The 26,519-nt window shown below is 66.1% G+C and carries 22 protein-coding genes; 17 read left to right on the top strand and 5 right to left on the bottom strand.

Translation table 11 applies throughout. From position 1 onward, the window contains the following. The first annotated feature begins 133 nt into the window (after nucleotides 1-133). The 7 genes from leuS to holA all read left to right on the top strand — a co-directional run bounded on the left by leuS (nucleotide 134) and on the right by holA (nucleotide 10,562). Nucleotides 134-2,656 carry a leucine--tRNA ligase gene (gene leuS / locus AC4EEV_RS01460; protein WP_491329985.1) on the top strand — a complete coding sequence of 841 codons (2,523 nt, stop codon included), beginning with the start codon at nucleotides 134-136 and terminating at the stop codon, nucleotides 2,654-2,656. 86 nt (nucleotides 2,657-2,742) lie between these two features. Then, nucleotides 2,743-3,732 (top strand): DegV family protein, encoded by a 990-nt coding sequence (locus tag AC4EEV_RS01455; RefSeq protein WP_018761404.1) that lies wholly within the window; start codon nucleotides 2,743-2,745, stop codon nucleotides 3,730-3,732. A 48-nt stretch (nucleotides 3,733-3,780) separates the two neighbouring features. After that, nucleotides 3,781-4,683, top strand: a complete 903-nt coding sequence (locus AC4EEV_RS01450; protein WP_491329984.1) for a helix-hairpin-helix domain-containing protein — start codon at nucleotides 3,781-3,783, stop codon at nucleotides 4,681-4,683. Nucleotides 4,684-5,221: 538 nt separating this feature from the next. Beyond that, nucleotides 5,222-6,679, top strand: coding sequence for a ComEC/Rec2 family competence protein (locus AC4EEV_RS01445; RefSeq protein ID WP_491329983.1), 1,458 nt, complete (start codon nucleotides 5,222-5,224; stop codon nucleotides 6,677-6,679). After that, a complete protein-coding gene (locus tag AC4EEV_RS01440; protein WP_491330926.1) occupies nucleotides 6,628-6,831 on the top strand; it encodes a hypothetical protein in 204 nt (67 codons plus the stop codon). The genes AC4EEV_RS01445 and AC4EEV_RS01440 overlap by 52 nt, the downstream gene beginning before the upstream one ends. Then, entirely contained in the window at nucleotides 6,828-9,359 is a 2,532-nt protein-coding gene (locus AC4EEV_RS01435; protein ID WP_491329982.1) for a hypothetical protein, read from the top strand. Before AC4EEV_RS01440 ends, AC4EEV_RS01435 begins: the two co-directional genes overlap by 4 nt. Before the next feature lie 186 nt (nucleotides 9,360-9,545). Next, nucleotides 9,546-10,562, top strand: a complete 1,017-nt coding sequence (gene holA / locus AC4EEV_RS01430) for a DNA polymerase III subunit delta (protein ID WP_491329981.1) — start codon at nucleotides 9,546-9,548, stop codon at nucleotides 10,560-10,562. Nucleotides 10,563-10,728: 166 nt separating this feature from the next. Here holA and rpsT read toward each other — a convergent pair whose 3' ends face one another. Next, nucleotides 10,729-10,989, bottom strand: coding sequence for a 30S ribosomal protein S20 (rpsT, locus tag AC4EEV_RS01425; RefSeq protein WP_018761400.1), 261 nt, complete (start codon nucleotides 10,987-10,989; stop codon nucleotides 10,729-10,731). Nucleotides 10,990-11,158: 169 nt separating this feature from the next. Next, nucleotides 11,159-11,650, bottom strand: a complete 492-nt coding sequence (locus AC4EEV_RS01420; protein WP_018761399.1) for a type II toxin-antitoxin system PemK/MazF family toxin — start codon at nucleotides 11,648-11,650, stop codon at nucleotides 11,159-11,161. A gap of 178 nt (nucleotides 11,651-11,828) precedes the next feature. Here AC4EEV_RS01420 and lepA point away from each other — a divergent pair, with 178 nt between their 5' ends. Continuing rightward, on the top strand, nucleotides 11,829-13,685 hold the full coding sequence (lepA, locus tag AC4EEV_RS01415; RefSeq protein ID WP_026264477.1) for a translation elongation factor 4: 1,857 nt from the start codon (nucleotides 11,829-11,831) through the stop codon (nucleotides 13,683-13,685). Between the two features lie 25 nt (nucleotides 13,686-13,710). After that, a complete protein-coding gene (hemW, locus tag AC4EEV_RS01410; RefSeq protein WP_018761397.1) occupies nucleotides 13,711-14,940 on the top strand; it encodes a radical SAM family heme chaperone HemW in 1,230 nt (409 codons plus the stop codon). A 116-nt stretch (nucleotides 14,941-15,056) separates the two neighbouring features. Here hemW and AC4EEV_RS01405 read toward each other — a convergent pair whose 3' ends face one another. After that, nucleotides 15,057-15,467, bottom strand: a complete 411-nt coding sequence (locus AC4EEV_RS01405) for a DUF4870 domain-containing protein (RefSeq protein ID WP_018761396.1) — start codon at nucleotides 15,465-15,467, stop codon at nucleotides 15,057-15,059. Between the two features lie 119 nt (nucleotides 15,468-15,586). Next, nucleotides 15,587-16,438 (bottom strand): DUF3097 domain-containing protein, encoded by an 852-nt coding sequence (locus AC4EEV_RS01400; protein ID WP_018761395.1) that lies wholly within the window; start codon nucleotides 16,436-16,438, stop codon nucleotides 15,587-15,589. Nucleotides 16,439-16,611: 173 nt separating this feature from the next. On the opposite strand from AC4EEV_RS01400, the gene hrcA reads away from it, so the two are divergent. The 3 genes from hrcA to AC4EEV_RS01385 all read left to right on the top strand — a co-directional run bounded on the left by hrcA (nucleotide 16,612) and on the right by AC4EEV_RS01385 (nucleotide 19,616). After that, nucleotides 16,612-17,625, top strand: coding sequence for a heat-inducible transcriptional repressor HrcA (gene hrcA / locus AC4EEV_RS01395; RefSeq protein WP_109044563.1), 1,014 nt, complete (start codon nucleotides 16,612-16,614; stop codon nucleotides 17,623-17,625). An 84-nt stretch (nucleotides 17,626-17,709) separates the two neighbouring features. Continuing rightward, nucleotides 17,710-18,837, top strand: coding sequence for a molecular chaperone DnaJ (dnaJ, locus tag AC4EEV_RS01390; RefSeq protein ID WP_109044564.1), 1,128 nt, complete (start codon nucleotides 17,710-17,712; stop codon nucleotides 18,835-18,837). A gap of 2 nt (nucleotides 18,838-18,839) precedes the next feature. Next, nucleotides 18,840-19,616, top strand: coding sequence for a 16S rRNA (uracil(1498)-N(3))-methyltransferase (locus AC4EEV_RS01385; protein ID WP_491329980.1), 777 nt, complete (start codon nucleotides 18,840-18,842; stop codon nucleotides 19,614-19,616). Here the strand turns inward: AC4EEV_RS01385 and AC4EEV_RS01380 are convergent. Continuing rightward, nucleotides 19,603-20,523, bottom strand: a complete 921-nt coding sequence (locus tag AC4EEV_RS01380) for a GerMN domain-containing protein (protein WP_285318050.1) — start codon at nucleotides 20,521-20,523, stop codon at nucleotides 19,603-19,605. The genes AC4EEV_RS01385 and AC4EEV_RS01380 overlap by 14 nt on opposite strands. 383 nt (nucleotides 20,524-20,906) lie before the next feature. On the opposite strand from AC4EEV_RS01380, the gene AC4EEV_RS01375 reads away from it, so the two are divergent. From AC4EEV_RS01375 to AC4EEV_RS01355, 5 genes are all read left to right on the top strand, one after another. Next, nucleotides 20,907-21,995, top strand: coding sequence for a PhoH family protein (locus AC4EEV_RS01375; RefSeq protein WP_491329979.1), 1,089 nt, complete (start codon nucleotides 20,907-20,909; stop codon nucleotides 21,993-21,995). Next, the gene (gene ybeY, locus AC4EEV_RS01370) at nucleotides 21,992-22,465 is read left to right on the top strand and encodes an rRNA maturation RNase YbeY (RefSeq protein ID WP_285318052.1); all 474 of its coding nucleotides are present in this window, start codon (nucleotides 21,992-21,994) and stop codon (nucleotides 22,463-22,465) included. The genes AC4EEV_RS01375 and ybeY overlap by 4 nt, the downstream gene beginning before the upstream one ends. Continuing rightward, on the top strand, nucleotides 22,462-23,793 hold the full coding sequence (locus AC4EEV_RS01365) for a hemolysin family protein (protein WP_491329978.1): 1,332 nt from the start codon (nucleotides 22,462-22,464) through the stop codon (nucleotides 23,791-23,793). The genes ybeY and AC4EEV_RS01365 overlap by 4 nt, the downstream gene beginning before the upstream one ends. Beyond that, nucleotides 23,777-24,736 (top strand): GTPase Era, encoded by a 960-nt coding sequence (gene era, locus AC4EEV_RS01360; protein ID WP_018761387.1) that lies wholly within the window; start codon nucleotides 23,777-23,779, stop codon nucleotides 24,734-24,736. Before AC4EEV_RS01365 ends, era begins: the two co-directional genes overlap by 17 nt. Nucleotides 24,737-24,832: 96 nt before the next feature. Continuing rightward, entirely contained in the window at nucleotides 24,833-26,419 is a 1,587-nt protein-coding gene (locus tag AC4EEV_RS01355) for an LCP family protein (protein WP_133831577.1), read from the top strand. Nucleotides 26,420-26,519: the final 100 nt, after the last annotated feature.

The following is a 26,519-nucleotide window of genomic DNA, read 5'->3' as shown; positions in this document are numbered from 1 at the left end:
TCGAGCGGCAGCCCCTCCGTGTGAGGGGCTTTTGTGTGTCTGGGACGAAGTGCGGGCCCGGAGCAGGGGACCGAAGGATCAGGCGCGACCCGTCCTGATCGGACAAGATCGAAAAGAATAGAAGAGGCCAGCAGTGGGCGTTCAGCCGGAGACAGAGACCGGAACAGCAACAGTATCGGCAGGGCCCGAAGAGGGCACCTACAGTTTCACCGCCATGGAGGCCAAATGGCCCCAGGTGTGGGAGGACCTCAAGGTCTTCACCCCGGTGGACGACGGGTCCCGGGAACGCCGCTACGTGCTTGACATGTTCCCGTACCCCTCGGGCGACCTGCACATGGGTCACGCCGAAGCGTTCGCCATGGGCGATGTGGTGGCCCGCTACCTCCGCCAAAAGGGCTACGACGTCCTGCACCCGATCGGGTGGGACTCGTTCGGCCTGCCCGCGGAGAACGCCGCCATCAAGCGCAACGCCCACCCCAGTGAGTGGACGTACGCCAACATCGACACCCAGGCAGCCTCATTCAAGCGGTACGCGATCTCCGCCGACTGGTCGCGCCGCCTGCATACGTCCGACCCCGAGTATTACCGCTGGACGCAGTGGCTGTTCAAGCGCTTCTACGAGCGCGGCCTGGCCTACCGCAAGGACTCGCCGGTCAACTGGTGCCCCAAGGACCAGACCGTGCTGGCCAACGAACAGGTGGTCAACGGTGCCTGCGAGCGCTGCGGCACCACCGTCACCAAGAAGTCCCTGAACCAGTGGTACTTCAAGATCACCGACTACGCCGACCGGCTGCTGGACGACATGGACGAGCTCCGCGGGCACTGGCCCGAGCGCGTGCTGGCCATGCAGAAGAACTGGATCGGCCGGTCCGAGGGCGCCCACGTCACCTTCGTGATCGAGGCCGACGGCGGCAAGCCCGCCAAGGACGTCACGGTCTTCACCACCCGTCCGGACACGCTGTACGGGGCAACGTTCTTCGTGGTGGCCGCTGACGCGCCGCTCGCCGTCGAACTCGTCACCGACGAACACGCCGCCGCCCTGGAGGACTACCGGGAGAAGGTCAAGGCCCTCTCGGAAATAGAACGGCAGTCAACGGAACGGGAGAAAACCGGTGTCTTCACCGGCCGGTACGCCATCAACCCGCTGAACGGGGAGAAACTCCCGGTCTGGGCCGCAGACTACGTCCTGGCCGACTACGGCACCGGCGCGATCATGGCCGTGCCCGCCCACGACCAGCGCGACCTGGACTTCGCCAAGACCTTTGACCTGCCTGTCCGGGCGGTCCTGGACACCGGCGAGGAGGATCCGGCCGTGTCCGGCACGGCGACTGCCGGCGAGGGCACCCTGATCAATTCCGGGGCTCTGGACGGGCTGCCCAAGGCCGAGGCCATCCCGGCCGCAATCAAGATCCTCGAAGAGCAGGGCACTGGCGAGAAGTTCGTCAACTTCCGGCTCCGCGACTGGCTGCTGAGCCGCCAGCGGTTCTGGGGCACCCCGATCCCCATCATCCACTGCCCGGCCTGCGGGGAAGTGCCCGTTCCGGACGAGCAGCTGCCGGTGACGCTGCCGTCCGACCTCCGTGGCGAGGACCTGTCGCCGAAGGGCACGTCCCCGCTGGCGGCTGCCGAAGCGTGGGTCAATGTCGAGTGCCCCTCCTGCCACGGCCCGGCAAAGCGCGACACGGACACCATGGACACTTTCGTGGACTCGTCCTGGTACTTCCTGCGCTTCGTCTCGCCCCAGTTCACCGAGGGCCCCTTCGACCCGCAGAAGATCAACGACTGGATGCCTGTTGGCCAGTACGTCGGCGGCGTGGAGCACGCCATCCTGCACCTGTTGTATGCCCGGTTCTTCACCAAGGTCATCTACGACCTGGGCATGATCGACGCCGACGAACCGTTCAGTGCCCTCCTCAACCAGGGGCAGGTGCTCAACGGCGGCAAGGCCATGAGCAAGTCCTTGGGCAACGGCGTGGACCTCGGTGAACAGCTGGACAAGTACGGTGTGGACGCCGTCCGCCTGACCATGGTGTTCGCCTCCCCGCCCGAGGACGATGTGGACTGGGCCGACGTGTCGCCGTCGGGTTCGGCCAAGTTCCTGGCCCGCGCCTGGCGCCTCGCACAGGATGTTGCCAGCGACCCCGGGGTGTACGCCGCAGCCGGTGACCGTGCCCTGCGTTCGGTAACGCACCGCACCATTGCCGACGCCGCCGAACTGCTGGATGCCAACAAGTTCAACGTGGTGGTGGCCAAGCTGATGGAACTGGTCAACGCCACCCGCAAGACCATCGATTCCGGGGCCGGCGCCGCGGACCCGGCCGTCCGGGAGGCCGCAGAGGCTGTAGCCGTGATCCTCAGCCTGTTCGCCCCGTACACGGCCGAGGACATGTGGAACCTGCTGGGCCACCCGGCATCGGTGGCCAATGCGGGCTGGCCGGCACACGATCCCGCCCTCCTGGTCCAGGACACGGTCACAGCCGTTGTCCAGGTGCAGGGCAAGGTGCGCGACCGCCTGGAGGTGTCTCCGGACGTTTCCGAGGACCAGTTGCGTGAGCTGGCCCTGGCCTCCGAAAATGTCCAGCGTGCCCTCGACGGCCGCGGCATCCGGACTGTGATTGTCCGTGCGCCTAAGCTGGTCAACATCGTTCCGGCCTGACCGCTGCACCCGCAGTATCCACCGGCCGTCGGATATTTTCCGGCGGCCGGTGCCGCCTGAGCCGGACACCGTATCCAGGAGGCCCCTTGCCTGACAGTAACGCCGCCGCCTGGCCATGGGTACGGTCCCGGCTCTCGGCGCTCAGGCCCTCTGCCCGTCCGGGGACCACGCGGCAGGGCCCCGGCGCCGCGGTCCGCACCGCCGTCGTCACAGACTCTGCAGCCGCCCTGCCGGCCAGCTATCTGGCGGGGCTTCCGCACGACGGAATCCTCACCGTGGTGCCGATGCCCGTCATGGTGGGCGCGGAGATCTATGGCGAAGGCGAAGACGACATCCTGGAAACCATCGCCGTGGCCCTCGCTTCGGGAACCGCCGTCAAAACGTCCCGGCCTTCACCCGGGCAGTTCGAGCAGGCGTACCGCGCGGCCCAACAGCGCGGCTTCGAGGCGGTGGTGTCAGTCCACATCTCCGGTGAACTCTCCGGTACGGCGGACGCCGCAAGGCTCGCTGCGGCACGGGTTGGAATCCCGGTCGAGGTGGTGGACACGGAAACTGTCGGCATGGCCCAGGGAATGGCCGTCCAAGCTGCAGTCGCAGCCGCGGCAGCCGGTGCAGGCTGCGCCGACGTCGCCGCGGCCGCCCACGCCCAGGCAACCCGGACCAGGGTCTACTTCTACGTTCCCAGCCTGGAACAGTTGCGCCGCGGCGGCCGGATCGGCGCCGCAGCGTCGCTGGTGGGCACCATGCTCGCCATCAAACCCATCCTGGCGGTCGACGGCGGCAGGATCGTTCCGCTGGAACGCGTGCGTTCCGCGGCGCGAGCCGTGGCCCGGCTGGAAGAGATCGTTGCGGCAGAAGCGGTGCCCCGCCCGGGAGAAACCGTGCGCCTGGCCGTACACCACTTTGGAAACCAGGCGGAAGCGGACGGCCTGGCTGCCAGGCTGGCAGCGGCTTTGCCCGACTGCCCTCCTGCCCAGATCAGCGCCCTGCCCGCTGTCCTTGCGGCCCACGCCGGGCTCGGAGTGCTTGCCGTCATCGTCGGCAGGGGAACCGGCGGCGCCAGCCTTTCCACATAGGAGCCTCGCTGCCTGTCGACCGGTGGCAGGGCTACCTAGGGTGGAGCTATGTCACGCCGGGATGCTGGAGCAGCAGGTCAGCAGGCGCGGCATGCGAGGGACCGGCTCCAGTCCACGCTGGGCGGGGGACGCCCGGGCCTCCTGCTGGACGGTCCGGGCCCGGGTGGCTTTGAGTACCATGGCCCGGGACAACCGGACGAGGCCGGCATGGGGGCCGCCGCGGATGGCAGGAAAGATGTGGGCCTGCGACTCCGGTGGCGGATGGGACTGCGCGTTGCCGCGCTGCTCACCGCGCTGGCGTTGGCTGCCGGAGCCTGGTTCTGGTGGCAGGCGGGAGCCGGCGCCCCCGAAATCCTGCCACTGGGCGGCACAGGCATTTCCGGTGGCATCCATGCGTCCTCCAAGGACCCGGTTGCCGGTGCAGCAGAGGGCCGCCCGGACTCGCCAGCGGATTCCGGCCAGGCCCAGGGGGAGCCCGTGTCCGGCGGCGGCCAGGTGGTGGTGCATGTGACCGGGGCCGTGGGCAGCCCCGGGGTCATCCGTTTGCGGCAGGGCAGCCGCGTTGACGACGCCATTGTTGCAGCGGGCGGTCCTGCAGCCGATGCTGACGTGGACCGGCTCAATCTCGCACTTGTCCTGGAAGATGGACAGAAGATCCAGGTCCCGAAGGTGGGGGAGCCGCTTCCGTCCGCCCAAGGGACAGGAAGCGCTGGTGGCCCGGACACCGCCGGTCCGGTTGCCGGATCAGGCCAGCCCGGCGGGAAGATCAACCTCAACACCGCAAGTGTGGCGGAACTGGACACCCTTCCCAAGGTCGGCCCCGTGCTCGCGCAGCGGATCGTCGACTGGCGAAAAGACCATGGCCCCTTCAAGAGTGTTGAGGAACTGGACGCGGTGGATGGCGTCGGGCCCAAGATGCTTGAGTCCCTGCTGCCCCTGGTGACGGTCTGAGATGGCGCCGCGTGGTGGTGACACCGGGCCTGGATTGCCTGAGCAGGACCGCCATGCCCGGGGCCCGCAGCAGAACTCATGGAGCAAATTCGTGGAGTCAGCGGTCCGGGGAGAAGCACCCGGGCGGCCAGGGAACGGGCAGGGTCCGGTACCCTCAAGAACCGCGGGACACTCACGAACGGTTCCGCTTGGTTCACGTCAACGCCGGCTCCTCCAGGGCTGCCTGATATGGTGCGCCGGCTTTGTGCGCAAGCACGCGGCGGAAGCGCCGGACGCCCCGGCAGCGGCGGATTCTCCTGTTACTGCGCCCCGGCACCGCACCGATCTCCGTCTCGCCCTTCCGGCAGCACTGGTGTGGGGAGGCGCCGTGGCCGGGATCTGGTTGCCGCCTCCGTCCCTGGGATTGCTGTGCGCCGTCTTGGCGGCCGCCGCGGCAGCGTTCATTTCCGGCGCCGCCAGAGGCAGCCGCCGGGGAACACGTGAACCCGTCCAAGGGCCGCGGGCCACACCAGGCCGGAAGGCCCGGGCCAGGAGTTTCATGGCTGCTGTCGGGGTCTCCCTGATGCTTGCCGCTGCCGCTGCCGCGCAGTCGGCGGCGGGCTCAGCTCAGCGCTTCGACGGACCCCTGGCAGAGGCGATCGCAGCAGGCAGGTCGGTCGTGGCCATCGTGGAGGTAGCCGGAAGTCCACGGGCGGTGACGGGACCAGGGGGAGCGGCGGAACGATGGTCGGTGCCGGTGGTGACCCAGGAAGTCTCGACCGGCGGGGCGCGAGTTCGCACGCATGCCCCGCTGGTTGTCATGGGCGGACAGGACTGGGGCTCGTTGGTCCCGGGACAAACGGTGCGCGCGGCCGGCACGTTGCGGCCGGCCGAACCGGGACGCACGGAAGCGGGAAGCCTCGCGGCCTCCACTGCGCCCGCACGGACAACGGCCGGTCCAGTCCTGCAGGAGGCTGCACGGGAGCTTCGGGACCGGTTCGTATCGGCTGCGTCCTTCCTGGAGCCGGACGCCCGCGGTCTCCTGCCGGGAATGGTCACCGGAGACACCAGCGCCCTGGACCAAGGATTGGGGAACGCCATGAAAGCGGTGGGCATGACACACCTGACCGCGGTGAGCGGGGCAAACTGCAGCCTGGTGCTGGGGGCTTTGCTGGTGTTGTGCCGGCGGTTCCGATTGCCCCGTGCGCCCGCTGCGGGAGTGGCCCTTGCCGGGCTGGCGCTGTTCGTGGTCCTTGTGGGTCCGGATGCCAGCGTCCTGCGTGCGGCCCTGATGGGAGCCATCGGGGTTGCAAGCCTCGCCGGGGGACGCTCGGGACGTGGGCTGAGCTTCCTCTGCCTGGCCGTTATCGGTCTCCTGCTGTCAGATCCAGCACTTGGCACCAGTTTCGGCTTTCTTCTATCAGTGCTGGCTACGCTGGGCATCATCCTCCTGGGCCGGCCGATCATCGACTGGATTCCCGTGGTGGTGCCGAGGTGGCTGGCCGCTTCGGTAGCCGTCCCGCTGTCCGCCCAGCTGCTGTGCGGGCCCGTCATCGTCCTGTTGCAGCCACAGTTCGCCACATATGCCCTGCCGGCCAACGTGGTGGCCGCGCCCCTGGTTGCGCCTGTGACCCTGCTGGGGACCGCCGCAGTGCCCCTGTTGGCCCTCATTCCTTGCGCCGCCACGGTCCTGATTGCCGTGGCGGGAGCCTTCAGTTCAGCGGTTGCCGCCACGGCGAGGTTCGCGGCGCAGCTGCCCGGGTCCGCTTTGCCATGGCCGGAAGGGGTACCCGGCGTGCTCTCCATGCTGCTGCTGTCAGTCCTCACGTTCGCCGTGGTGTGGGCGACTGCCCGGCCAAGGCACCTCCTCCGTCGGATCCAGGAGGCGCACACGGGGACTGAAGCGTTGATCGAACTGCTCGAGATCCGAATGCATCGCCTCCGCCACGTGCAGAGCTTGAAGCGCTGGCGCGACGGCCCCGGCTGCGGCGGCAAATGCAACGGAAGCAATTCATAGGTTGGGCTTCGCAAAAAGTTCAGCAAGTATTCAGGCGATGTCCTGAAAGTGTGCGTGCCAAAGAAATCCACAGAACACAGAGGTTGACCGCGCAACAATATTCAGGCTGTGGCACGATTGAGAAGCACAAGAACAATTGGGGGAATTTGTGACTGAACAGCAGTATCCGCAGGCCGGGTCATCCGGGCAGACCACTGAGACACCTGGCTGGCCGCCTGCCGGCAATGCAGGAAACGCCGGCCATTCCGGGTCGGGCGCGGCCCCGGGCTCCAGTCTCCTGAAGACTTTCGACTATAAAACTTTGATTCCCGGGGCCCTGGTCGGCACCATTTCGTATGTGGTGATTCTCATCACCGCCTTTCTTTTCCTAATTCTGGCACTGATCGGTATTAGCGCCAGCAACGGTGGCAATACCGAATTGCCGTCGAATTCCATGCTTCCCAGTGAAAGCCCGATGCCGTCACCGTGGTCCCTGATAGGACAGCTGGCCGTGCAGCTGGTCGTCATGAGCCAGCTTGGCGCGCTTGGTTCGAGCATCGACGCAACCATTCCCTTCATGGGGAACGTGCACGGATCCGCTTCCGTCTTCGCGGTTCCCTTGCTGCTGACGGCCGTCTCGATCGCAGTGCTGTACTTCGGCGGCCGGTACGCCGCCAAGCGGGCCGCAGCCCAAACAACCGCCGGAACTTGGATCGAGGCAGTAACAACGGGCCTGGTGTTCACTCTGCTGGTCAATATCCTCGGGGCGATCTTCGCCATTTCCATACCGGTGCCGAGCGTGAAGATCAGCCCGATCGGCGCTGTGACCCTCGGGTCCTTCGTATTTGCGCTCGTGATCGGAACGCTCGCCACTTTCGCAGGGCGGGCATCAGTGCGCCCGCGCGCCATTACAGGCGCCGGTATCCGTGCGGCGGTCCGCCGGGCGTTTGAGACTGTCGCGGTGCATTACGTCGTTTTTCTGGCCATCGCCATCCCGGTGGTTGTGATTGTCCTGGGCATCAAGTCCGGGTGGCAGTCCACCCTCTCCTCGCCGCTGTGGGCACCCACGGCAGGCTTCTTCATGTTCGGCCTGGGCCATCTGGGTGCTCTCACCCGCAACTGGAACTTGGGCTCCTCAGTGGCCTCATCGGCGAATTCCTCCGCTTCCGACATCAGCTTCGGCTTCGGGCACGCCTTGGACCAGTACGGCATCCCTGGCTGGGCCGGATGGTTGCTGCTTCTCCTGGCGCTGATCTCAATCGTGGCGACCTCGGTCTTCTGGTACTTGCGCCGGGGGCCCGTGGTGACCAACAAGGTCACTGACTGGGCAGCGCTCCCTGCTGCATTCCTCGTTGCCGGGGCGCTGGTCACGTGGCTGAGCAGCGTGACCGGCACCTTTGACGCCGGGTCACTGGCGTCCGGTGCCGGCAGCATGACGCTGGCATGGTTTACCCCGTTCTTCCTGATGCTCTGGGGCGGCGCTACAGAAGCATCAGCGCGCTATCTCGCGCCCCAGCTGAGCCGGTATGTTCCCCTGGCCCTGGCCTACAAGATTGCTCCTTCCGAATCGGCAGCAGCTGCACCGGCTGGCACGGCCCCTGCACCGGGTGCCGGGGCCCCAGTTGGCCGTGCAGCCCCCGGAGCCCATCCTGCGCTGGCGCCCCGGGAGCCGATGTCCGCCCGCACGAAGCGCAAGCTTGGACTCATGCTGGGCTCCGCCGGTTTGGTGGTCGTACTGGTGGTCGGGGGAGTCATCGCACTCAACGTCATCAAGGGCAACAACGGTCCTGATAAGGCCGTGGGCAGCTACCTACAGGCACTTCAGAACGGCGAGGCTTCCAAGGCGATGGCACTGGCCGATCCCGGCGTGGCCAACGACCAACGGGTCCTGCTGTCCGATCAGGTCTACGCCAAGGCTGCCAAGCGCATCGACGGCTTCGACATTGTGTCCACGAAGGTCGCCGATGACACGGCTACGGTGGTGGCTGAGGTACACCAGGACGGCCGTAAGAAGCAGGAGACGTACAGCCTTCGCAAGTCGAATCCTGAACTCCTGGACGATCACTGGAAGATGGAGTCCACACCTCTTCAGAGCGTCCGCATCACGTCGGACACGCCGCTGAAGAAGGTCCTAATCAACGGTCAAGAGCTCGACGTCGACCTAGCGGGCAGCTCTATGGGCTCATCCGGCCTTAGCTACCCTGCTTTGCCCGGCGAATACACCGTTGAACTGCCCTCCTCGGAAAAATTTCTGGCCGCTCAGAAGTCCACGGCGCTGGTCACCATCGGGGCCGCCCAGGCGCCCGCGACCGCCAGCCTCAAAGTGGACGCCTCTGACGCCCTGAAGTCCGAAGCCATGTCACAGATCGACGCCTATCTTGCCGAGTGTGTGAAGTCCACCGAGGCCCAGCCGGCCAATTGCCCGCTCGACAACTACAGTTCCTCGCGCTACTCCCGGAACTTTCACTGGACACTCACGTCGAAACCCACGTTCACCATAAGCAAGGACCCATATGGGTCTACCCCGTGGCGTATTCGTACACAGACCCCCGGGAAAGCGACAGTCAGCTACGAGAGGGATACCTCATTCGGTTTCGGAACAGCCGAGTGGAAGCCTGCAACAGACACAACCTCGGTTTCCATGAGTGCCAACGTCTCTGTTGAGGACGGCAAGGTAAAGCTGACCTACAGCAGGTATTAAAGGGAGGAACGCGACCTGCCGAGCCGTTCGCAGCGGTGTAGGCCAGTCACACCATCGGCCCTGTCCGGGGTTCCGGGGAGGGCCGCTGGTCGTCTCCACCCGCCGCCTCAGAACCGGCAGCTTGGAGCCCGGGCGCGGACATGGCAGGCTGGGATACTGCACTAAAACCTCCGGAAGGGACCTTCGATGGCCGCTGCGCAAAAGCGTGAAACCCGCTCTCCGGCGTCCAACGCTGCCTCCTGGCGGGACGTGACCCCGGCGCAGATCGTGCTGGTCACCGGGCCGGAGGAATACCTTGGCATCCGGGCCATGGACAGGGTCCGGGCGCAAGTCCGGGTGGCGGCGCCGGACGTCGAACTCAGCCGCATTAACGCCGCCGGTTATGAGCCGGGGGCCCTGACCATGCAGGTCAGCCCCTCGCTGTTCGGCGAGAGCAAACTCATTGAAGTCGAATCTGTGGAAGCCATGAACGAAGCCTTCCTGGCCGACGCGCTGGCTTACGTGCAGCACCCCGAGCCGGATGCCGTCGTCGTGCTTCGACACGCCGGCGGCGCCCGCGGAAAAAAGCTGCTCGACGCCGTCAAGAAGGGCGGCTGGCCAGTCGTTGACTGCCAGCCCTTGAAGAAGGACGCTGACAAAATCTCTTTCGTCACCGCGGAATTCAAGGCAGCGGGACGCCGAATCAACCAGGACGCCGTCCAGGCCCTGGTGAACGCCGTGGGTGCAGACCTGTCCGAACTCGCTGCCGCCTGCAGCCAGCTGATCGCTGACGCCACCACTACCGTCACGTCCGAGACTGTGGACCGGTACTACGGAGGGCGCATCGAAGCCACGGCCTTCAAGGTGGCGGACGCCGCCATGGCGGGAAACGCGCCGCTGGCGCTGTCCACCCTCCGCCACGCCCTCGCCACGGGCGCGGATCCGGTACCCCTGGTTGCCGCCCTCGCCGCAAAGCTGCGGACGGTGGCGCGGGTGGCCGGCGCATCAGGATCGTCCGCCCAGATTGCGGCGGAACTCGGAATGCAGCCGTGGCTGGTTGAACAAGCCCAGCGGGACGTCCGCCGCTGGACCCCCGAGGGCCTGGTGCGCTCCATCCAGGCCACGGCAGAGGCTGATGCCCAAGTGAAGGGCCTGTCACGGGACCCGGTTTACGCCGTCGAACATGCCGTGACGGTGATCGCCATGTCGGTCCAGGGCAGGTAACGCCGGCAGACGCGACTGCCGGCGAGGCGCCCGGGGCATCCTGCTGCCGGCGTCCAGGGTCGGCTGCGTACCACTGTGCCCGCTGCCTGGCAGGCCGCCGCTTAAACGCGTGTGGCCGGCACCTTCCGGTACCGGCCACACCATCAGTTCGCGGGAACTGGAAACCTTAGAGTGCGTTGACCTTCTTGGAGATCGCCGACTTGCGGTTCGCTGCGTTGTTCTTGTGCAGAACACCCTTGCTGACAGCCTTGTCCAGCTTACGGCTGGCAGAAACGAGCGCAGTAGTAGCAGCTTCCTTGTCAGCGGACTCAACGGCGGTGTTGACGGCGCGGATGGCCGTCTTCAGCTCAGACTTGACTGCGTTGTTGCGCAGGCGTGCCTTCTCGTTGGTCAGGATGCGCTTCTTCTGGGACTTGATATTCGCCACGTGTGAACTCTCTTTGTAATGCGGAAATGGTCTAGAGGGCTTTCCGGCTGGCCTTGACTGAGCGGCGTGGGGATACCTATGGCGGCCAACCATCAGTGACCGTCGACCTGCACGGACACACAGCAATAAAGAATAGCAGGTCAGGGACGGGACTGGCCATTTCCGGTGCCTATGTCCAACCGTGCCGCCGGCGCAGCCCGGAGGCAACTTTCTCAAAACGCGCCTTATCCAGGACGGCGCCCTCCCGCCGGACGCTGTCCGGCCTGATCTGCAGGACCCGGTCCAGCCGGACCTCGCTGGCCCTGCCCTGCTTGTCCCAGGCGCCGGAGCCCAGGTCCACGTAGAGGTCGGAGGCCGTACCCGGCGCCACCCGGTCCCTGCTGGTCATCATCAGTCCGAGGAGATATGTCCCATGATGTCCCACCAGCAGCACGGGGCGGTCCTTGCCCCTGCTGTGGTCCTCCTCGTAAGGGACCCAGGTCCACACCACCTCACCGGGGTCCGGATCGCCGTCGGGCCGGGGTGCATACCGCACGGCAGACCGGCCGGTGAAGTCACCCGGATAGGCGGACTTGGGAGCACCCTCGACGGGGCCTCGCAACTGCAGCATGCGCAGGCCGCGGCGGACGGCGTTAGCCACGGAGCGGAGGTCGATAGCCATGCTGAAACCCTATCGCCCTGCGCGGCCGGCGGAACGCCCCCACTGTGGCGCGGCAGGATGCGGTGCCGCGGCCCGGGACGTGGGACACTGGGAGTTCAAGATCTGCGGCCATACCGCCCGGCACCTTCGGGGTTGCCTGCCGGCTGGCTGCGAACAATGCCAACAGTAAGGACCCTGCGTGTCTCCCATGGCCCGCACCGCACCGGTGCCCGCCGCGACAGATCCGGCCATTATTCGGAACTTTTGCATCATCGCGCATATTGACCACGGCAAGTCCACGCTGGCTGACCGGATGCTGCAGTCCACCGGGGTTGTCCAGGCGCGCGACATGAAGGCCCAGTACCTGGACCGGATGGACATCGAGCGTGAGCGGGGCATCACCATCAAGTCCCAGGCCGTGCGCATGCCATGGGAAGTGGACGGGGTCAGCTACGCACTGAACATGATCGATACGCCCGGCCACGTGGACTTCACCTATGAGGTCTCCAGATCGCTGGCCGCCTGCGAGGGGGCAATCCTCCTGGTGGACGCAGCGCAGGGTATCGAGGCGCAGACACTGGCAAACCTGTACCTGGCCATGGAGAACAACCTCACCATCATCCCGGTGCTGAACAAGATCGACCTTCCGGCAGCGCAGCCGGAGAAATACGCAGCCGAACTCGCCAACCTCATCGGCGGCGATCCGGAGGACGTCCTGCGCGTGTCCGGCAAGACCGGCGTCGGTGTGGAGGCGCTCTTGGACAAGATTGTCCGCGACCTCCCCGCCCCGACGGGCGACCCGGATGCACCGGCCCGTGCCATGATCTTCGATTCCGTCTATGACACCTACCGTGGCGTCGTCACCTACGTCCGCGTCGTGGACGGCATGCTCCACCCCCGTGAGCGCATCCAGATGATGTCCACCAGGGCATCGCACGAGCTGCTGGAAATCGGGGTCAGCTCCCCGGAACCCACGCCGTCAAAGGGCCTCGGCGTCGGTGAAGTGGGTTACCTCATCACCGGCGTTAAGGACGTGCGCCAGTCCAAGGTGGGCGACACCGTCACCAACCTGGCCAAGCCGGCCGCAAAGTCACTGCCCGGCTACGCCGACGCCAAGCCCATGGTGTTCTCCGGCCTGTATCCGCTGGACGGGGCCGACTATCCGGTACTCCGCGACGCCCTTGAGAAACTCATGCTCAACGACGCAGCCCTGGTGTACGAACCGGAAACCTCCGCAGCCCTTGGTTTCGGTTTCCGTGTCGGATTCCTCGGCCTGCTCCACCTTGAGATCACCCGCGAACGCCTGGAACGCGAATACAACCTGGCACTCATCTCCACCGCACCGAACGTTGAGTACGAGGTCACCCTGGAGGACAAGAAGGTGGTCCAGGTGACCAACCCCAGCGAGTACCCCACAGGCAAGGTAGCGGAGGTGCGCGAACCCATGGTGTCCGCCACCATCCTGGCCCCCAACGAGTTCGTCGGCGCCATCATGGAACTCTGCCAGGCCCGCCGCGGCGTGCTGGGCGGGATGGACTACCTGTCCGAGGACCGGGTGGAGATCAGGTACCGCCTCCCGCTGGCCGAGATCGTGTTCGACTTCTTCGACATCCTGAAGTCCAAGACCCGCGGCTACGGGTCCCTGGACTGGAAGGCCGACGGTGACCAGGCAGCCGACCTGGTCAAGGTCGACATCATGCTCCAGGGCGAACAGGTGGACGCGTTCAGTGCCATCACGCACAGGGACAAGGCGTACGCGTACGGCGTGATGATGACCGGCAAGCTGCGCGAACTCATCCCGCGGCAGCAGTTCGAGGTGCCCATCCAGGCGGCCATCGGCTCCAGGATCATCGCCCGTGAAAGCATCCGCGCCATCCGCAAGGACGTCCTGGCCAAGTGCTACGGCGGCGACATCTCCCGTAAGCGCAAGCTGCTGGAAAAGCAAAAAGAAGGCAAGAAGCGCATGAAGATGGTGGGCACGGTGGAAGTTCCGCAGGAAGCGTTCATCGCCGCCCTCACCACTGACGATTCAAAGGACAAGGCCAAGAAGAAGTGACCACCGCGCAGCGGGGGACCCGCTGATGCCCAGCGTTCTTCCCCTTGGCGACCCGGCGCCGTCGGACGGCCTGCTGCCTGCTCAGGCAGCGGACGGTGCGGCGGCCCGGGCTTTCGGCTTGTACGTCCACATCCCGTTCTGTGCCGTGCGCTGCGGGTACTGCGACTTCAACACGTACACGGCCACGGAACTCGGCGGCGGAGCTTCCCAGGATGCCTATGCGGGCACGGCCGTCTCGGAAGTGGGGCTGGCCGCGCGGGTACTGCAGCGTTCAGGCGTCCCGGCACGCAAGCTCAGCACCGTTTTCTTCGGCGGTGGCACGCCTACGCTCCTGCCGGCCGGCGACCTCGCCATGATTCTTCGTGCCGCCATCGACCAGTGGGGAATCGAAGAGGACGCGGAAGTCACCACGGAGGCCAATCCCGACTCCGTCACGCCCGAATCCCTGGCCATCCTCAAGGAAGCCGGTTTCACCCGGGTGTCGTTCGGCATGCAATCCGCTGTCCCGCACGTCTTGAAGGTCCTGGACCGCACCCACACCCCGAGCCGGGTTCCGCAGGTGGTCCGGTGGGCCCGGGAGGCGGGACTTGCCGTCAGCCTGGACCTGATATACGGCACGCCCGGTGAATCCCTTGCCGACTGGCGGTACTCGCTCGAAACAGCCTTGTCCTACGAGCCCGATCACATCAGCGCCTATGCGCTGATCGTCGAGGAGGGCACCAAGCTCGCCGCACAGATGCGGCGCGGCGAGGTCCCGGGAATCGACGACGACGACCACGCCGACAAGTACGAGCTCGCAGACCAGCTGATCACCGAAGCCGGGCTGGGCTGGTACGAGGTCAGCAATTGGGCCCGGACCCCGGACCAGGCCTGCCGGCACAACCTGGCCTACTGGCGGGGCGACGACTGGTGGGGGATAGGGCCTGGCGCACACTCACACGTGGGCGGCGTGCGCTGGTGGAACGTCAAGCACCCTGTGGCCTACGCCAACCGGCTCGCGCAGGGCTATTCGCCGGCTGCGGGCCGCGAAACCCTGGATTCGGACACCAGGCGACTGGAGCGGGTGATGCTTGAGGCGCGGCTTCAGTCAGGGCTCGACGTCTCGACGCTCAGCACCTTGGGCCGCCATGAGGTGGCGGGCCTGATCGCGGACGAACTGGTGGAACCGGCCGCGGCGTTCCACGGACGGCTGGTCCTCACCCTAAAGGGCCGGCTCCTGGCGGACGCCGTGGTCCGCAGGATCCTGCCCGACTAACCGCAGCACGAACCCGGCCGGGCTTGCGGGGGCTTGATTGCGCTGGGAGCCGCTGGGTGGGCCCACAGCGGCGAGGGCCCCGGCCTGAGCTTGCGAGGGCTGGGAGCCGCTGGGGACTATTTGATCCAGCGCAGGTTGTACGGGTAGCGGTGCGGCTGGCCCCGGTTGACGTGGATCCCTGCGGCCACCGAGAAGCAGGTCAGCGCCACCCAGATCAGCGTGGCGATCACGGCGAAGATGTTGCCCACGTAGGGAATGAACACCAGGATGTTGGCCAGGACCGCGGCGATGGTGGGCGGCAGGCTGAAGTTCAGCGCTTCCTTCGACTCCTGCGCGGTGAACGGTCCGCGGTCCCGGAAGATCAGGTAGATCAGCAGGGACGGAATGCACCCCAGGATCCCGCCGAAGTGGGCCAGCGTGGCCCATTGGCGGTCTTCGCTGGCCGTGAGCGGCAGCGCATTGGCGGGGACGCCATGGTACTCGGAACGGCCTTGGCCATCCCTGTGATCACGTGCGTTTTCTGCCACAGTCTGTTTTCCTTCTGGGGTGCAAGTGGTGCTGACGACTAATAAGGACTCGGTGCCATGCTGTGAAAAGCAAGGCATCGCAGTATCCAGAATACTGGGTCGCGGGGCGGGAGCGGCTTTCAGGGCACGGTGAGGAAGTCGATCACTTCCTCAACCCGCCCCAGCAGCGACGGTTCCAGGTCGGCGTACGTGCGGACGGCGCCGAGGAGCTTTTGCCACCCCAGCCCGATATCTTCCTTGGTGGAGTGCGGCCAGCCAAAGGCCTTCAGGATGCCGGTCTTCCAGTCCTGGCCGCGGGGAATCGCCGGCCATTGCTGGATGCCCAGCACCGCGGGGCGGATGGCCTGCCACACGTCCACGTAGGGGTGGCCGACGATCAGGACATTTCCGGCGGCACCAGGGGAGGCCATCACAGCCTCGGCGATGCGCGATTCCTTTGAATCGGGCACCAGGTGGTCCACGAGGACCCCAAGGCGGCGCCCAGGTCCCGGCCTGAAGTCCGCCACGGCGGCCGTGAGGTCGTCGATGCCGTGCAGGGGTTCGACGACGATGCCTTCCACCCGAAGGTCGTCTCCCCACACCTTCTCCACCAGTTCAGCGTCATGCTTGCCTTCCACCCAGATGCGGCTCGCCTTTGCGACCTGGGCGCGCTGCCCTGCCACCCGAACCGACCCGGACGCGGTCCGCCCTGCGGCGGGACCGGCCCCAGCGCGGGCGGGCGCCGGCGGCATCAGGCGGATCGGCTGTCCTTCCAGGAGGAAGCCGAAGCCCAGCCGGAAGGACCGCGATTTTCCGCGCCGGTCCTCGAGGGCAACCACGTGCATTCCGCCGGACTTCTCCACCCGGGTGACAGCCCCAACCCAGCCGGACTGGACTTCCTCAAGCACCATGCCGCGCTCCACGGGAACCTCCGGCAGTTCGGTCCGGGCAGGGGCGGAAATCCCGCGGGGGCCCCAGTTCTGGTAGTCCATGGATTCGATCCGCCTCGCATTAGGTCCTCACCCCCGGAGTTTCGCCCGGAGCGGTACCAATGCTAACAACGGGCCGAGGCATAATAGACTGTTAGCACTGAGGCATGTCGAGTGCTAACCCCTGGGCGGCACCGGACGGGGCACGCGCCCCGGACCGTGGATGGAGGTGGAGAGTGAGCGAGCCACGCAAACTGGAAGTGCTGCGGGCGATCGTGGAGGACTACGTCCACTCCCGCGAGCCGGTCGGCTCAAAGGCGCTGGTGGAGCGCCATCATCTCGGTGTGTCCAGCGCCACGATCCGCAACGACATGGCGGCGCTGGAGGATGAGGGCCTGATCACCGCGCCGCACACCAGCGCAGGGCGGATACCCACGGACAAGGGCTACCGCCTGTTCGTGGACCAGATCTCGGCGGTCAAGCCACTGTCGGCCGCAGAGCGGCGGGCCATCCAATCACTCCTGGAAGGAGCGGACGACCTCGACGACGTCCTGGACCGCACGGTCCGCCTCCTGTCCCAGCTGACCAACCAGGTGGCAGTGGTCCAGTACCCGCACTTGAGCAGGGCCCTGGTCCGCCACATCGAATTCGTGCTGCTGGCACCGCGCAAAGTACTCGTGGTGCTGATTGCCAACAGCGGCAAAGTCGAGCAGCGCGTGATCGACGTCGGCCAGGACCTCGGTGACGAGGCGCTGGCGGAGTTGCGGACCCGGTTCCTCGGGGCCTTGGGCGGCACGTCGCTGAGCCACCTCGCGCAGGCCTTGCCCGCCGTCGTCGCCGCCGCGCCGCACCCTCAGCGCCAGGCCGCGCACGCACTCGCGCTTGGGCTGGAGGTTTTGGCCCAGAGCAGCCGGGAAGACCGGATGGTCATGGCCGGAACGGCCAACCTGGCCCGGTCCAACGTAGACTTTCCACTCAGCATCGGCCCGGTGCTCGAAGCACTCGAGGAGCAGGTGGTGATGCTGCGGCTGCTGAGCGAAATGGCACAGGACCACCGCGGCGTGGCCGTCAGCATCGGACGGGAGAACCCTTACGACGGCCTCGCGGAGGCATCGGTGGTGGCCACAGGCTACGGCCCTGACAGCGCCGCGAAGGTAGGGATCCTTGGCCCGACACGGATGGACTACCCCACCACCATGGCCGCCGTCAGGGCCGTGGCCCGCTACCTTTCCAGGATTTTGGGGCCCTGATCCTCCGTTGCCGGACCACGTCCGGCAACGGGACCGGACACCGGGCCCAACGGCACGCAGTACAACAAGGAAGAGATACGAACTTTGAGCAGCCACTATGACGTCCTTGGAGTCTCCCCCGAAGCTACGGGCGAAGAAATCAAAAAGGCCTACCGCAAACTGGCCCGCACCCTCCACCCGGACGTAAACCCCGGGGCGGACGCGTCGGAACGCTTCAAGGCAGTCACTCACGCCTACGAGGTCCTCTCCGACCCCCAGAAGCGCCGCATCTACGACACCACCGGCAATGAGAACGGAACGGACAACGGCTTCGGCGGTGCGGGCTACGCGGGCCAAGGGTTCGCGTTCCAGGACATCTTCGACACCTTCTTCGGCGCCGGCGGCACGTCCGGTCCGGCGTCCCGGGTGCGCAGGGGCCAGGACGCGCTCATCAGCGTCCGGATCGACCTCCGCGACGCCGTCTTTGGCGTCAACAAGAAGCTCGAAGTGGACACCGCCGTCGTCTGCCCCACCTGCGACGGATCGTGCTGCCGTCCCGGCACGCACCCCGAGCGCTGCGATATCTGCGGCGGCAGCGGCCAGGTCCAGCGTGCTGTCCGCTCCATTCTTGGCCAGGTCATGACGGCGGCCCCCTGCGGCACCTGCGAAGGCTTCGGCACGGTCATCAAGGATCCCTGCAACGAATGCAGCGGCCAGGGCCGCATCCGCAGCCGCCGCTCACTGACCATCAAGGTCCCTGCCGGTGTTGCCACCGGAACCCGCATCCAGCTCTCCGGGCAAGGCGAAGCCGGCCCCGCCGGTGGCCCCGCAGGCGACCTCTACGTGGAGATCCGGGTCAACAACGACGCCACCTATGTCCGCGAAGGCGATGACCTGCACGCCACTTTGCACATCCCCATGACAGCGGCTGCCCTCGGCACGGACGTCAGCCTGGAAACCTTCGACGGCAGCCAGGAGATCGACGTCAAGCCCGGCACCCAGTCCGGCGAGGTCATTACCCTCCGCGGTCTGGGCGTCACCCACCTGAGGGGCTACGGGCGCGGAGACCTGAAGGTCCACCTCCAAGTGGACACTCCCGCCAAACTCGACGCCGCGCAAGAGGACCTGCTGCGCCAGCTGGCCAAGCTCCGTGGGGAACAGATCACCGAGGGTAAGCTCGCTGCCAGCGGCGGGATGTTCGCCAAGCTCCGGGACCGGCTCGGTAACCTGTAGCGGTGAGCAACCCCGTATTCTTTGCCAGCCCCGGCTCGCTGGACGGCCTGGCGCCCGGCCAGGTCTTTGTCCTGGAAGGCCCTGAAGCCCGGCACGCAGTCACCGTGAAGCGCTTGTCGCCGGGGGAGGCCGTGGACATCGTGGACGGCGCCGGCGCGCGCATGACCGGCAAGGTGGCATCAGCGTCGTCCTCCGCACTGGAAGTGGAGTGCGGGACCGTGGTGGCCGAAGACAGGCCCGAGGTCCGGCTGGTGCTGGCGCAAGCGCTGGCCAAGGGCGACAGGGACGAACTGGCCATTGAGACGGCAACGGAACTGGGCATCGATGCCGTCATACCCTGGCAGTCGGAACGGTCCATCGTCCGCTGGAAGGGGGACCGGGCCGCCAAGGCCCATGCCAAGTGGCGGTCGGCGGTTGCCGCTGCCGCCAAGCAGGCCCGCCGCGCCTGGATTCCCGAGGTCCGGGACGCCGTTGAAACGTCCGGGCTCTGCAACGCCGTGGCCGCCGCGGACCTGGCCGTGATCTTGCACGAAGACGCTGTCAGGCCCCTGCGCACCGTCCTGGAAGGATGGCAGGGGAGCGCGGGCACCGGGCCCCGCGAGATCCTGCTGATTGTTGGCCCCGAAGGCGGCATCAGTCCCCGCGAGGTGACGAAGCTCTGTGACAACGGCGCGGTGACGGCCCTGCTGGGGCACCACGTCCTGCGGTCCTCCACTGCAGGCCCGGCCGCCGTCGTGCTGGCCAGCGATATCCTGGGACGCTGGGCTACCGCACCCTAAAGGACCGGGTGTCCTCGTTCCGGTCCGGTTCTCCACCGGATCCGGCCTGCGCCACGTGGAGTTCATAGTCACCGGCCGGCAGGTTAAGGGCCAGTGTGAAGACCCCCGCCTGGCCCTGCTCCGCGGCCGCCGTCGTTTCGCCGCTCAGGAAAGGCGTCTTGCCGCCACCGTTGTCCGCAACCTGCAGGATTTGCCAGTGGAGCTTGGCTCCCGGCGACGTGCTGCGGCCCGTGATCTTCACGGTTCCTGCCGGGACTTCGGTATTTTCCTGCGGATCAATGATCCAGACCGGCGCCACCAGGCCGGCAGCACGGGTCATCAGGGCGCCCAGCTGGACCTTCCCGAAAGCGACGTAGTCGGTGTGCCCGTCCACGAGGATCCGGACCCGGACCTGCTGGCTGGTGTCGATCAGCCCCGAACTGGCGGCCGCCGCGGTGGCCGTATAAATCAGTTGCTGGATGGCGCGGGCAGCCATGTCGGCGTCGAGGTTGCTGTTGAACGCGTCGGCCGAAACGTCCACCGTGATGACGTCTTTGCCTGAAATCGAGGTGGCCAACTTATCCGGATTCTGCCATGGCGTGAAGAAATCGGGGTCGAGCGGCTTCTCCGACATCATGGCCCGCAACGCACGCGTTACCGGGTTGTCTTGCTCCGGGACGTCGCGGAATTCGCGGTACAGGAAAATGTTGCCGCCGCTGCGGCCGATCCAGTACACGGGCGCCTTGTTGGAGGATTGGGTGGTCTCCAGCGGAGCGCTGGTGGACGGTGCGTCCGGCATGGTCCCGCCGGACGCCGGGACAGAGGCGAGGGTGCCGGTGGGCGATGGGCCGCCCTCAGCGGTGCAGCCGGCCAGTATGGGAACGAGCACCAGGACGCCTGCCAGGACCGCCGGGCGCAAGGGGCCCATCGTTCGGCCTGCCCTTTTGGGCACAGAGGTATCCGGCACTGTCCTGCCCTTGTCCTTTCGTGGCGTGGCGGGCCGATCCCCTGGCGGCCTGGAGTCCCAGCAGTTGCTGGATTTCCAGCATTGCACAGCGGTGCAGCCCAGCAGCGGTTCTGTGGCCCTCACGCCCCAACTGCAACGGGAACGATATGAGGCCGATATGAAGTTGATACCAAACGGCCGTGCCTGTGTGATGGGCAGCAGCCGGCCGTGGCCGCAGACGCCTGCTGCTGGCGTAAGATGATGGGATCGCTGGGCAAGGAGCACCGTGCAACGGGCGCCCCTTTCCGGCACGGAAAATTGGATTGAAGAACTTCGAGGGGACCACAGGCCTGCGGGCCAGCACCATGACTGAATCAGCGAATGGTAAGCGCCGGCTCAACATAGGCGACGGCAGCCCGGGGGAGTTTCCCCACTCACTGCCGGGCACCAGGACCGAAGTTGTCCTGTTTGAGAACTCGGACCAGATGGTTCAATCACTTGGCAGCCACGATGAGGCGTTGCGGTTCATCGAAGTCCAGTTCCCGGACGTCAACTTCCACGTGCGCGGCAACGAGCTCTCCATCAGCGGACCGGCCAGCGACGTCCCCCGGATCATGCGGCTCCTCCAGGAGGTCCGTGGCCTCGTGGCCCGCGGCACGGTGATCACCCCTGCTGTGCTGCAGCAGCTCGTGGCGCTCCTGCGCACCCAGTCACTGCAGAACCCGGTGGACGTCCTCACCCATGACATCCTCTCCAGCCGCGGCAGGACCATCCGGCCCAAAACGCTGAACCAGAAGAACTACGTCGACGCGATCGACGCCAATACGGTGATTTTCGGGATCGGGCCCGCGGGCACCGGCAAGACCTACCTGGCGATGGCCAAAGCCGTCCAGGCCCTGCAGCAAAAAGAGGTCAGCCGCATCATCCTCACCCGCCCTGCGGTTGAGGCAGGGGAGCGCCTTGGCTTCCTGCCCGGAACGCTGAGCGACAAGATCGACCCGTACCTTCGGCCGCTTTACGATGCGTTGCACGACATGATGGATCCCGAGTCCATCCCTCGGCTGATGGCCGCCGGGACCATCGAGGTGGCACCACTGGCTTACATGCGCGGCCGGACACTCAACGACGCCTTCATCATCCTCGACGAGGCGCAGAACACCACGCCGGAACAGATGAAGATGTTCCTCACCCGTCTCGGGTTCGGCTCCAAGATGGTGGTCACCGGAGACGTCACCCAGGTGGACCTGCCGTTTGGAACGCGTTCGGGGCTGCGGATCGTGGAGGAAATTCTGCAGGGCATCGAGGACGTGAACTTCTCCGTCCTTGACGCCGCGGACGTGGTCCGTCACCGCTTGGTCGGCGACATCGTCAACGCCTACAGCGTCTGGGACGAAGCCCAGCGGAACCGCGTCAAGCACTCAGTCAACAGGGAAAAGCGGGGGGAACACGCGTGAGCATCGAGGTGAACAACGAGTCCGGCGTCCACGTCGAAGAAGCCGAACTCGTTGCATTATCGCGGTACATCTTTGAACAGCTCTACATCCATCCCCAGGCCGAGCTGTCCATCCTCCTGGTGGACGAACCGGCCATGGAAAAGCTGCACATTGAACTGATGGACGAACCCGGCGCCACGGATGTGCTCTCGGTCCCCATGGACGAACTCACGCCCGGAACCCCGGGTCGGCCCACGCCCCAGGGCATGCTGGGCGATATCGCAATTTGCCCGCAGGTGGCGAAGGTCCAGGCCAGGAACGCCGGCCACTCGCTGCAGGACGAAATGCTGCTCCTGACCACCCACGGAATCCTCCACCTGCTGGGCTACGACCATGCGGAACCGGAGGAAAAAGCGGAGATGTTCGGCCTGCAGCGCGAACTCCTGACCGGATTCACCGGCAAAGAAGCACCCGCCGAGACGACCCAGTGACGCAACTGCTCCTCGTCGCGGTGGCACTGGTCTTCCTTGCCGTCGCGGCCCTGCTGACAGCGGCCGAAGCCGCCTTCAGTTTCCTTCCCCGGCACGACGCGGAAGCGGCACTGCACAAAAGCCGCGGCACGGCCATGCGCCGCATCCTCGCGGAGCCGGTGGCACATACCCGGGCCCTCCGGTTCTGGCGTGTCTGGTTCGAGATGGCCTCGGCCGTGGCAGTGGCCGTCCTGGCGGCCAGCCTCCTGGACAACGTCTGGCTGGCAGGCCTCGTAGCCACCGGCATCATGGCCGTTCTCGGGTTCGTGATCGTAGGTGTCTCACCCCGACAGCTCGGGAGACTGCACTCCACGACCGTGGTGCGGTTCACCGCCCCGATGGTCCGTTTCCTCACCAGTGTGCTGGGCCCCATTCCCGGCTGGCTCGTGGCCCTCGGCAGTTCCGCTGCCCCGGGAGCCCCGGGCGGGGACGACGCATTCTTCAGTGAGCAGGAATTCCGTGAGCTCTTGGACCGGGCCAGTGAATCGGACATGATCGAGGACACCGAGGCGGAGATGATCCAGTCGGTCTTCGACTTCGGCGACACCCTGGTCAGGGCCGTGATGGTGCCGCGGACCGACATCGTCAGCATCGACGCCGGTTCCAGCCTTCACCAGGCGATGTCACTGTTCCTCCGCTCCGGATATTCACGGATCCCGGTGATCAGCGAAAACACCGACCACATCCTGGGCATCATCTACCTCAAGGACGTTGCCGCGGTCATCCACCAGCTGGAAACCGGTGAGGAGCCACCCGTCGTTGAGGCGTTGGCCCGGGAAGTGCGCTACGTGCCCGAGTCCAAACCCGTCAGTGACCTCCTGCGCGAATTGCAGAAGGAATCCACCCACGTGGCAATCGTGATCGACGAGTACGGCGGTACCGCAGGCCTGGTCACGCTGGAAGACCTGATCGAGGAAATCGTCGGCGAGATCGTGGACGAATACGACACCGAAAGTGCCGAGGCTGTGGCGCTGGGTGACGGCTCCTACCGGGTCAGCGCCAGGATGGGCATCGACGATCTCGGCGAACTTTTCGACCTGGAGCTCGACGACGACGAGGTGGACACCGTCGGTGGCTTGCTGGCCAAGGCACTTGGCCGGGTCCCGATCGTGGGCAGCAGCGTGGAAGTACAGGGAGTGTCCCTTCGCGCTGAGCGGCTGGAAGGCCGGCGCAACAGGGTCAGCCACATCATTGCGGCGCCCGTACCAAGAGTAGAGACTGACTTTGAAGGCCTCCTGGAAGAGGCCGAAACAACCCAGCAGGGAGTTCCACGTGAGCAAGAAAAATAAGGACGCGGCGCCGGACGATTTCGGCGGCTTCCGCGCAGGGTTTTCGATCCTCGTCGGCAGGCCGAACGCCGGCAAGTCCACCCTGACCAACGCGCTGGTGGGCAAGAAGGTGGCCATCACCTCGGCCAAACCGCAGACCACGCGGCACACCATCAGGGGCATCGTCCACCGTGAAGACGCCCAGCTGATCCTTGTGGACACCCCTGGACTGCACCGGCCACGCACGCTGCTGGGCAAGCGCCTCAACGACCTCGTCGCCGACACCCTGTCCGAAGTTGACGCCATCGGATTCTGCCTGCCGGCCAACGAGAAGATCGGACCCGGTGACAAGTTCATCGCCACACAGCTTGCCGCCGTCGGGCGCAAACCCGTCATCGCCATCGTCACCAAGGCTGACCTGGTGGACAAGCAGGCTCTGACTGAGCAGCTCCTCGCCGTTGCGGCCCTGGGCCGCGAGGTGATGGGGGAGGACGGCTGGAAAGACATCGTGCCCGTCTCAGCCGCTGACGGTTTCCAGGTGGAAACCGTGGCCGACGTGCTGATCAGCCACATGCCGCCGTCGCCTCCGCTGTACCCGGACGGTGAGCTCACGGACGAGCCCGAGGCCGTCATGGTGGCCGAACTGATCCGCGAGGCGGCGCTGGAAGGCGTCCGGGATGAGCTTCCACACTCCCTGGCTGTCGTCGTCGAGGAGATCGTCCCCCGGGAAGACCGTCCCGATGACAACCCGCTGTTGGACGTCCGGGTCAACCTTTACGTGGAACGGCCGTCGCAGAAGGCCATCATTATCGGCAAGGGCGGCAGCCGATTGCGTGAAGTGGGCACCAACGCCCGAAAGGGTATCGAAGCGCTCCTGGGAACCCGCATCTACCTCGACCTCCATGTCAAGGTAGCCAAGGACTGGCAGCGCGACCCGAAGCAACTGGTCAAACTGGGTTTCTGAGCAGCTCACAGGGCGCCCAATGAAGCCGTCCTGCCGCATCTCCAGACTGGACCACTAAAATGGACCGGACTTTGTACTAAGAGGAAGGTTCACCACGTGGGTCGAGGCCGCGACGAACGCGACAACGAGGCTGACCTCTCAGCCGGACCGGGACCGGTATCCCGGCACGCGGACGGCGGTGCCGCAGGGGCGGCGCGCCACCTGGGGCCGCTGCGCACCATGCCCCTCTGGCTGAAGATCCTCACCGGCGTGGTGGCCGCAGTCCTGGTGGGCGGGATCGCTTTTGCCGGCTTCTGGTTCTTCCGGCTGCAGGGCAACATTTCCAAGGCCCCACTGAACGCCGGCGGTGGCAGTACCGAATCGCCTGCCAATGATGCCACAGGCCGGATGCAGATCCTGATTCTCGGCTCGGACACCCGGGACGGGAAGAACTCCCAGTACGGGTCCGCTGACGATTCCACCGGCTATGGCAAGTCGGACGTGATGATGCTGATGGACATTTCCGAGGACAACAAGCGCGTCAACGTCATCAGCTTCCCGCGTGACCTCCTGGTCGACATCCCGCAGTGCACCGACCAGAAGACCAAAAAGGTCTACCCTGCCCGCAGTGGCGTGATGATCAATGAGGCCATGGGTGAGGCCGGCATCGGATGTGCCGTGGATACCGTCAACAAACTCACCGGCATGCAGGTGGACCACTTTATGATGGCCGACTTCAACGCCGTCAAGGAACTCTCCAACGCCGTCGGTGGCGTGGAGGTATGCATCAGCGACGCCGTCTTCGACCCCGACTCGGGGCTTCGCCTCCCCGCCGGGACATCGTCCGTCCAGGGCGAGATGGCCCTTTCCTACCTCCGGACCCGGCACGCGTTCGCCGACGGCGGCGATCTGGGCCGGATCAAGGCCCAGCAGGGGTTCCTGTCGTCGCTGACCCGCAAGATCAAGGACGAGGGGACGCTGTCCGACCCCGCCAGGATGCTCAAGATCGCTGACGTCGTCACCCAGAACCTGACAGTGGACGATGGCCTGGCCTCCGTTCCGGCCCTCCTCACCATCGGCAACCGGTTGAAGAACATCGACATCGGCAAGGTTGCGTTCGTGGCCGTGCCCACCACGCCGGCACCCACCGACCCCAACCGCCTGGTGATCGCCGAACCTGCGGGCGCCCAGCTTTTCTCCGCGCTCCGGAAGAACGTCGACCTGACCGACCCGACGGCACCCACCACCACAGCACCGGCCCCTGGCGAGTCTGCCACGCCAACGCCCTCGCCGACGGAGACAGCGGCGCCGGTACCCCCGTACAACAAGGCGATCCAGCCCGTCACCGTTGCCAATGGCAGTGGCGTCCCCGGCAGGGCGCAGGAACTTGTGCAGGCCCTGGTCAGCGGCGGCTTCGCCGCAACGTCGCAGTTCCAGGCGCAGCCGGTGGCCAAGACGGCCGTTTACTACGGCCCCAACTTCGCCGACGTGGCCACCGACGTCGCCGCCCTGCTGGGCATTCCAGCCGAACAGGTAATTCCGCTGCCGGCCATCCAGGGCGTCCAGGTGTACGTGGGCAGTGACTTCACCACCGGCACTGCCTTCGGTTCCGGCGCGCCCGCGCTGCCGTCTGACATCGTCAACCAGACCGCAGGGGACAAGGTCTGCCAGCAGGCCAACCCTGCACTGATCGTCCGGCAGTAGCAGGCAGCGCTTTGCCCGGAGCAGGCGAAGGCGCCCGCAGACGAACAGCAGGCCCCGCCGGTACCGACGGGGCCTGCTGTTTGCCCGGAATCCCGCGCGG

This window comes from Pseudarthrobacter sp. MOO14, from assembly GCF_058267675.1.
Note: the sequence above shows the minus strand (reverse complement) of the source record. Positions and strands in the feature narration are given on the sequence as shown.

Coding starts and splice junctions, on each gene's coding strand:
- AC4EEV_RS01450 (WP_491329984.1), top strand. CDS start 3,781: ATGTCACGCCGGGATGCTGGAGCAGCAGGTCAGCAGGCGCGGCATGCG.
- AC4EEV_RS01445 (WP_491329983.1), top strand. CDS start 5,222: ATGGCTGCTGTCGGGGTCTCCCTGATGCTTGCCGCTGCCGCTGCCGCG.
- holA (WP_491329981.1), top strand. CDS start 9,546: ATGGCCGCTGCGCAAAAGCGTGAAACCCGCTCTCCGGCGTCCAACGCT.
- AC4EEV_RS01420 (WP_018761399.1), bottom strand. CDS start 11,650: ATGGCTATCGACCTCCGCTCCGTGGCTAACGCCGTCCGCCGCGGCCTG.
- hemW (WP_018761397.1), top strand. CDS start 13,711: ATGCCCAGCGTTCTTCCCCTTGGCGACCCGGCGCCGTCGGACGGCCTG.
- AC4EEV_RS01400 (WP_018761395.1), bottom strand. CDS start 16,438: ATGGACTACCAGAACTGGGGCCCCCGCGGGATTTCCGCCCCTGCCCGG.
- AC4EEV_RS01380 (WP_285318050.1), bottom strand. CDS start 20,523: ATGGGCCCCTTGCGCCCGGCGGTCCTGGCAGGCGTCCTGGTGCTCGTT.
- AC4EEV_RS01375 (WP_491329979.1), top strand. CDS start 20,907: ATGACTGAATCAGCGAATGGTAAGCGCCGGCTCAACATAGGCGACGGC.